Raw genomic sequence first — 6,985 nt, forward strand, 5'->3', positions numbered from 1 at the left:
GGCAGTGTAAGGAAGAGGATTAAAAGCTTTCTCATGGGCTACCTCCTAAGTCTATTATTGAGCAAGAGGACTTCCTGAATTGGGAGCAGAGCTCGTCTCCGGGATTTGCATCAATGGTGCACCTGTGTCTCTCCATCAACTTCCAGTCCTCTTCCGAGTACTCTTCCCTTGGAAGGTTCTCAATGAAGTAAACGCATGTCTTGCAAAGCTCTTGGTCCGCCATGGCTCAGTACTGCATAAAAACAGAGGCAGGTTCTGCTTTTTCTGTAAGGAACCAAGTAGCACCGACTATGCCATCCGCTTCAGGTATAAGATCTGATTCGCTCACACCGAATATCTGTGCAGCAAGGCTACATCCGTAAAGATGAACCTTGCCGGTCTCTTTGAGCTTTTTAAAAATATCGTGTATATCTGCTGGGAGACCTGCAGCGGTTACTCTTTCCTCTATCATATCTACAGGTGTACCTGCATGGTCTGCTGAAGGTTTAAGAGCTTCAACACCCTGCTTTGACAACAGTCTAACTGCCCAGTTGACAAAAAGGATATTGACTTCATCGTAAACCTCAGCTCCTAGGTAGGCGAAAGCTAAAGGTGTTAGTACGAGGTCATAAGCATCCTGCCTGACAACCATCGCCAAGGTTTTCATCTTACACCTCCCGCTTTTAAAAATAATACCGAACATTCGGTATGTCAAGCTGACAGAAGGGAAAGAGTTCACGGTTTTAGGGAGAGCCATACGCAGTGTCCAAGCTCCTTGCTGTAGGAGAGAAGGTCCCCCTTGATAACCCCATCCCACTTGGGCTGCATCAGCCTGACCGGTGCGCCCGTCAGACAAACCACACAGAGCTCATCTCCTATCTCCCTTATGCCTCCGCTCTCTTTCTCTCTGTTGCAAAACTCCTTAAGGAGCTCAAAGGGCTCGGCGGAGCAGACGGGTATGTCCAGTATCTCCCTGTGCTTTACGTAAAGGGCGTACTCCATTGTATACCTGTCTTCCTCAGCCAGCCTCAGCAGTGCCTCAACTATTCCCTTAACCCTCTCCTCTGCATCCCTCCCCTTCTTTATGGCGCTTACTATCCTCTCCTTTATTACCTCAAGGGTCTTCCTGTATATCTCTCCTGCTATCTCCTCCTTGCTCTCAAAGTGGTGATAGAGCGCTCCTGTGCTGACTCCCGCAGATTTCGCTATGTCTCTCATGCTCGTGTTGAAGTAGCCCCTCTCTACAAAGAGCTTCTTTGCGGTGAGGAGTATCTTCTCTCTTGTGTGCCTTCCCTCTTCCTTTCGGCTCACTTCTCTATACCAAGCTCTTTTATGAGGTCCTTGGAGAAGCCCTCAATTATCTTGTTCTTCTGGGGGATTATGTTGTAGGGAACCCCATTTACCCCAAGCTTCTCAACGACCTTAAGGTGCTCCTCAAGGAGGGAACACTTCCCCACATTTGGGACCTTGCCGTCCAGCTTTCCCAGCATGACCTCGTCAAGAGCCTTCAGCTTGTTTTCAGAACAGGCTATGTAGTAAGCTTTGCGAAAGTTTTCCTCACCCCAAGTCTTGAAGGGAAAGAGGAAGACGTATATCCTCACCTTATCTAAATGCTTCCTGAGCTCCTTCCACTCAGCTCTGCAGTGGGGGCAGTCTGGGTTTATAACCGTTATAAGCTCTCTATTTCCCTTTCCCACGACTATGGCTTTATCCTTTGGGATGCTTCTTATCTGCTCCTTTATAAGCTCTTCGTAGAGACTCCCTCCGAACAGAAGCGAGAAAGCTAAGGTGATAAGCAGGAAGACCCTCTGCATATCTCCTCTATTTTACCTTTAACCTCCTCTATTATCCAGCTTGGTGTTGATGCCCCTGCTGTTATCCCCACCCTCTTGACCCCCTTAAACCAAGAAGGGTTCAGCTCATCGGCTGTCTCTATATGATAGGAGTTTCTGTTGAGGCTCTTAGCGATGCTGTGGAGCCTCCTCGTGTTGCCGCTGTTCTTTCCTCCTATAACTATCATCACATCCACCTGAGGAGCTATCTGGTAGACGTCTTCCTGTCTCACCGATGTGGCGTTGCATATCGTGTTTATAACTTTAAGCTCCTTCACCCACAGGGCGAGCTCACCCACCACCTCTTTGAAGAACTTCTCGCTCTGGGTCGTTTGGGATACTACACCCACCCTCTCATGCCTGAAGGCTTCCTTCAGGTCGTCAAGGGTTTCCACCACCATTCCCCTTCCCTTGCATTCCTCAAGGTATCCGAGGGTTCCTATCACCTCCGGGTGGTTCTTCTCCCCCACAAGGACTATGAAGTAGCCCTCTTCGCTCAGCTTACAGACAGCCTCGTGGACAGCCTTCACGTAGGGGCAGGTTGCATCAATCACCTTCAGTCCCCTTTCCTTTAGCTCTCTCTCCTTGTCCGGGGGTATCCCGTGGGACCTTATGATTATGGCATCTCCCTCTTGTAGCGTTTCTCCTTCAAGGGGTTCTACACCGAGGCTCTTCAGCCTTCCTACCTCTTGGGGATTGTGGATTATGGGTCCGAGGGTAAAGACCTTCCTTCCCTCTCTAACTATATCGGCGCTCTCTTCTGCCAGCTTCACAGCCCTCTTTACACCAAAGCAAAAGCCCGCGTTGGGTGCAACTATTATCTCAACCATGTTCATAAAATTATATTCCCTTTAAAATTTCTCAAGCCTTGGGTTGACCGGGAGTGTGCCGTATTCAGCCCCTTTCACTCTCACCATCCTACCCTCAACCTCAATTCTCCCCTCTGCAAACCACTGGACAGCCTGGGGCAGAACCCTGTGCTCGTAGCTGAGGATCCTCTCGGATAGGCTGTCCTCCGTGTCATCGGGCAGCAGGGGGACCACCGCCTGAACTATCACCGGTCCCGCATCCACGCTCTCGTCAACTATGTGGACTGTGCACCCCGAGAACTTAACCCCGAACTCAACAGCCTGCCTCTGGGCATGGAGCCCCTGAAAGGCTGGTATCAGGGATGGGTGGATATTTATCACCCTGTTGGGGAAGTGCCTGAGGAAACTCCTTCCGAGTATTCTCATAAAACCTGCGAGAACCACAAGCTCAACTCCTTTCTCTTTCAGGCTCTCTGCGAGAGCCTCTTCAAACTCATCCCTGCTGGGGAAGTCTTTTCTCCTGAGGATTCTGTGCTCAATCCCATGCTTCTTACACCTCTGGAGGGCGTAAGCCTTGGGGTTATCCGATATGACCAGCTCTATTGATGCGGATATCTTCCCGCTCTCAACTCCGTCTATTATAGCCTGCAGGTTTGAGCCCCTTCCCGAGACGAGAACTCCTACCTTAAGCATAACCACCCCCTCCGGGGGTCTCTATACGAAGGACGTCCCCCTTTCTCAACTTCTCCCTGAACTTCCCCGGTCTCATCTCCCTCCTTCCCTCCCGCAGAACCATGTTTATGCCCCTCTCTCCCGGTCCTCCGCCGAACAGACCGTAGGGCGGTATCCTCCTTCTCTCGGAAAGTACCGTAACCTCCACCTCCGAGAGAAACTCTATCTCTCTTACTATGCCGTCTCCTCCTCTCCTCTCACCTTCCCCACCCGAGCCCTTCCTTATGGAGTACTCCCTTATCAGAAAGGGGAATGCGTGCTCAAGGGCTTCAACAGGTGTGTTCATTGTGTTTGTCATGTGAGAATGGACGGCGCTCTCTCCATCCCCTCCAGCCCATGCTCCCATGCCCCCACCTATGGTCTCGTAGTAGGTGAAGCTCTCTCCAGTTCTCGGGTCCAAACCACCCACCGATAGGTTGTTCATCGTTCCCTGGCTCGCCGCCGGTACGAACTCGGGCATAGCCTTGGATAGGGCACCGAGAACCACATCAACCACCCTCTGGGATGTCTCTACATTTCCACCAGCAACGGCAGCCGGCGGTCTCGGGTCAAGGACGGAGCCCTCTCTCGTTATAACCTCAACGGGTCTGAAGCACCCCTCGTTGGTTGGAACGTCTTCCGGAAGGAGGGACCTGAACACATAGTAAACCGCCGACAGGGTGACGGACCTGACCGCATTGAAGGGACCTTCCGTCTGGTCATCGCTCTCTGAGAAGTCCACCTTGACCGAGGAGCCTTTCACGCTCAGACGCACCCTTATTCCTATGTCCTCCCTTCCCATCCCGTCGTCCTCTATGAAGTCCTCAAACTCGTAGGTTCCTTCTGGGATCTTCGCAAGATGGCTCCTCATCACCCTTTCGGAGTAGGATATAAGCTCTGCACAGAGCTTCTGCACGTTCTCCACACCGTAGAGCTCTATCAGCTCTCTCATCCTCCTGATTCCCACCTTGTTTGCCATAACCTGGGCGCTTATGTCCCCCAGCCTCTCGTCGGGAGTCCTGACGTTTGAGAGAACAAGAGATAAGAGCTCCCTATTTAGCTCACCTCTTTCAATCAGCTTCACCGGTGGGATTATCAGGCCCTCCTGATAGATTGAGCTGGAGAGGGGCATTGAGCCCGAGGACATACCTCCTATATCCGAGTGGTGAGCTCTGTTGGCTACGAAGAAGCGTATCTCCCCGTCGTGGAATACGGGAGCTACAAGGGTTACGTCCGGAAGGTGCGTTCCACCCCGATAGGGGTCGTTCAGGACAGCCATGTCCCCCTCTTCAAAGCTGACGGAGTTTATAGCCTCTCTCACCGATGAGGACATTGAGCCGAGGTGAACGGGTATGTGGTCAGCCTGAGCTACGAGATTGCCCTCAGGGTCAAAGATAGCGCAGGAAAGGTCCTTCCTCTCCTTTATGTTGGGGGAGAAAGAGGTTCTCTGAAGAACTATCCCCATCTCCTCCGCAACCGAAGACAGTCTGTTCTTGAAGACTTCAAGGAGTAAGGGAGGCATCGGGAAAATTATAAGTGAAAGCTTACATAGACATGCCGATAATCTACACTTGTAGAGAATGAGCAGAGAAGATGACTTGAGGAAAAAGATGGAGAGACTGAGAGGGAAAGTCTATTTGATGTCAAAGATACTCCAGCACATGAGGGAAGGGGTGTTGATATTTGATGAGGCTGGTACGATCAGGAATGTAAACGAGGCTTTTTTGAGTATAACGGGTTTTCAGAGGGAAAGGCTGTACGGTAGCTCAATAGAGGAGCTTGAACTGAAGTGGTCGGGCTTTCCCACCTTTGAAGAGGTCATGACCCTCCTCAGGGAAGAGGGTTTCTGGGAAGGAGAGGTCTGGGGCTCAAGCAACGGCTCTACCTTTACCCTTGAGGCTACCGTGTTCTCGGTAGGGCAAGGAATGTACGTAGCCCTCTTCCTTGATGCAACTGACAGGAGGAGCCTTGAGGCGAATCTGCGCTCCCTGGCTTACTACGATTCGCTGACCGGGCTTCCCAACAGAGCACTACTCTACGACCACCTCTCCCAGGTTCTGTTCAGAGCGAGGAAGGGCAAGGGAAGGGTGGCTGTTGTATTTCTTGACGTTGACAACTTCAAGCTGATAAACGACACCCTCGGTCACGATGTGGGGGACAGCCTCCTCAAGGCTTTTGCCGGCAGGCTTGTGTCCCACTTTCCCCAAAACACGATGGTTTCAAGGTTTGGGAGCGACGAGTTCGTTGTGGTCCTTGATACCCTCTCAAGCATTGACGATATAGGTGAGCTCGTATCGGGCTTTCTCAAGAGTGCCCAGACACCCTTTTTCATCAACGACCACAAGATATACATAACTGTGACCGCTGGCATAAGCGTCTACCCTATAGATGGGAGCGACCCCCAGACCCTTCTGAGGAATGCGGATATAGCGATGCACCATGCAAAGGAGCTTGGCAAGAGCTCCTACAAGTTCTTCACCAACGAGCTTAACCTCAAGGTTAGCGAGAAGTTCACCCTCCAGCTTGAGCTGAGGGATGCCCTTCAGAGGGAGGAGTTCGCCCTCTACTACCAGCCCCAGTTTGAGCTTACATCGGGAGAGATTGTGGGCGTGGAGGCTCTGATTAGGTGGCACCATCCAGATAAAGGTGTGATACTTCCCGGCAGGTTTATGCCTGTGGTTGAGGATACGGACCTGATCATACCCATGGGTGAGTGGATAATCAGGAGAGCCTGTATAGATGGAAGGAGATTGCTTGACGAGGGCTTTGCCCTGAAGGTGGCGGTGAACATATCCGCCAAGCAGATAGCGGCGGGAGGGTTCTTGGACAGCCTTAAGAAGATTCTGAGCGAGACGGGCTTTGATCCGAACTACCTTGAGGTGGAGATAACGGAGAGCACCCTGATGAAGAACAAGCACGAGGCGGCGGAGGTTCTGAGGAAGCTGAAAGGTATGGGTATATCCATCGCAATAGATGACTTTGGGACGAGCTACTCATCCCTGAACTACCTGAAGTACTTTCCTGTTGATAAGCTCAAGATAGACAGGTCCTTCATAGGAGATGTTATCTCGGACCCAAACGACGTTGCCATAGCAACGACCATAATAGCCATAGCCCACAACTTAGGATTAAGGGCAACCGCTGAGGGAGTTGAGACTGAGGAACAGCTTGTGTTCCTTAAGCTCTGGCAGTGTGATGAGGCGCAGGGGTTCTACTTCTCACCTCCAGTAACCTTTGACAGCCTCTTAGAGATGCTGAAGAACAAGAACTTCAAGATTAAAGGTGTATGATGGTGTCAGCCATTACGTAGCTCCTCATGACCGACTCCCTGAGGTCTTCGGGTTCAACACCTATGTTATTAGCTATGCTTCTCAGTATGCTCACATCCTCAGCCCTCTTAGCACTCCTTATCTCTGTCTCGTGCTCTTCAAGCAGGACCGCCATGCTGAGCATGGATGCCATCCTGCTGTTCTTATCGGTGAAGGCTGATATAACGAGGTCGTCTACATTCACCTCCTTGAGGAAATCAACGATATCCTCCTCAAGGATAAGGTCTATAAGGGAGAACAGACCCGCAAGGTAGGCTTCGCTTGTGTTCTCGGGCATCAGGCTCTTGGCGAGCTCCTCCATTATCTTTGCCCTTATAAGGGACTT

The 6,985-nt window shown here is 51.3% G+C and carries 8 protein-coding genes and 1 pseudogene; 1 reads left to right on the forward strand and 8 read right to left on the reverse strand.

Going from position 1 to position 6,985, the window contains the following annotated elements; translation table 11 throughout:
- Nucleotides 1–31: 31 nt before the first annotated feature.
- The 7 genes from AC1HCM_RS07490 to AC1HCM_RS07520 all read right to left on the reverse strand — a co-directional run bounded on the left by AC1HCM_RS07490 (nt 32) and on the right by AC1HCM_RS07520 (nt 4,853).
- Complete coding sequence (locus AC1HCM_RS07490) at nt 32–223, reverse strand: hypothetical protein (RefSeq protein ID WP_479461147.1); 192 nt, start codon at nt 221–223, stop codon at nt 32–34.
- 3 nt (nt 224–226) lie between these two features.
- Nucleotides 227–631 carry a hypothetical protein gene (locus AC1HCM_RS07495; protein WP_479461153.1) on the reverse strand — a complete coding sequence of 135 codons (405 nt, stop codon included), beginning with the start codon at nt 629–631 and terminating at the stop codon, nt 227–229.
- A gap of 83 nt (nt 632–714) precedes the next feature.
- The gene (locus AC1HCM_RS07500) at nt 715–1,290 is read right to left on the reverse strand and encodes a TetR/AcrR family transcriptional regulator (protein ID WP_479461148.1); all 576 of its coding nucleotides are present in this window, start codon (nt 1,288–1,290) and stop codon (nt 715–717) included.
- Entirely contained in the window at nt 1,287–1,793 is a 507-nt protein-coding gene (locus AC1HCM_RS07505; RefSeq protein WP_479461149.1) for a thioredoxin fold domain-containing protein, read from the reverse strand. The genes AC1HCM_RS07500 and AC1HCM_RS07505 overlap by 4 nt, the downstream gene beginning before the upstream one ends.
- Complete coding sequence (gene ispH / locus AC1HCM_RS07510) at nt 1,763–2,641, reverse strand: 4-hydroxy-3-methylbut-2-enyl diphosphate reductase (protein ID WP_479461154.1); 879 nt, start codon at nt 2,639–2,641, stop codon at nt 1,763–1,765. Before ispH ends, AC1HCM_RS07505 begins: the two co-directional genes overlap by 31 nt.
- A 21-nt stretch (nt 2,642–2,662) precedes the next feature.
- On the reverse strand, nt 2,663–3,313 hold the full coding sequence (gene purN, locus AC1HCM_RS07515) for a phosphoribosylglycinamide formyltransferase (RefSeq protein WP_479461150.1): 651 nt from the start codon (nt 3,311–3,313) through the stop codon (nt 2,663–2,665).
- Nucleotides 3,306–4,853, reverse strand: coding sequence for a hydantoinase B/oxoprolinase family protein (locus AC1HCM_RS07520; protein WP_479461151.1), 1,548 nt, complete (start codon nt 4,851–4,853; stop codon nt 3,306–3,308). The genes purN and AC1HCM_RS07520 overlap by 8 nt, the downstream gene beginning before the upstream one ends.
- A gap of 88 nt (nt 4,854–4,941) precedes the next feature.
- Here AC1HCM_RS07520 and AC1HCM_RS07525 point away from each other — a divergent pair, with 88 nt between their 5' ends.
- Nucleotides 4,942–6,621 (forward strand): putative bifunctional diguanylate cyclase/phosphodiesterase, encoded by a 1,680-nt coding sequence (locus AC1HCM_RS07525; RefSeq protein ID WP_479461152.1) that lies wholly within the window; start codon nt 4,942–4,944, stop codon nt 6,619–6,621.
- On the opposite strand, the pseudogene AC1HCM_RS07530 reads toward AC1HCM_RS07525, so the two are convergent.
- A pseudogene (locus AC1HCM_RS07530) lies at nt 6,608–6,985 on the reverse strand (hypothetical protein); the annotation flags it as partial. The gene AC1HCM_RS07525 and the pseudogene AC1HCM_RS07530 overlap by 14 nt on opposite strands.

The sequence above is a fragment of the Hydrogenivirga sp. genome, from assembly GCF_056450045.1.

Excerpts from the sequence above, each read along its gene's own strand:
- AC1HCM_RS07490 (WP_479461147.1), bottom strand. The coding sequence starts at position 223 with ATGGCGGACCAAGAGCTTTGCAAGACATGCGTTTACTTCATTGAGAAC.
- AC1HCM_RS07495 (WP_479461153.1), bottom strand. The coding sequence starts at position 631 with ATGGTTGTCAGGCAGGATGCTTATGACCTCGTACTAACACCTTTAGCT.
- AC1HCM_RS07505 (WP_479461149.1), bottom strand. The coding sequence starts at position 1,793 with ATGCAGAGGGTCTTCCTGCTTATCACCTTAGCTTTCTCGCTTCTGTTC.
- ispH (WP_479461154.1), bottom strand. The coding sequence starts at position 2,641 with ATGGTTGAGATAATAGTTGCACCCAACGCGGGCTTTTGCTTTGGTGTA.
- purN (WP_479461150.1), bottom strand. The coding sequence starts at position 3,313 with ATGCTTAAGGTAGGAGTTCTCGTCTCGGGAAGGGGCTCAAACCTGCAG.
- AC1HCM_RS07520 (WP_479461151.1), bottom strand. The coding sequence starts at position 4,853 with ATGCCTCCCTTACTCCTTGAAGTCTTCAAGAACAGACTGTCTTCGGTT.
- AC1HCM_RS07525 (WP_479461152.1), top strand. The coding sequence starts at position 4,942 with ATGGAGAGACTGAGAGGGAAAGTCTATTTGATGTCAAAGATACTCCAG.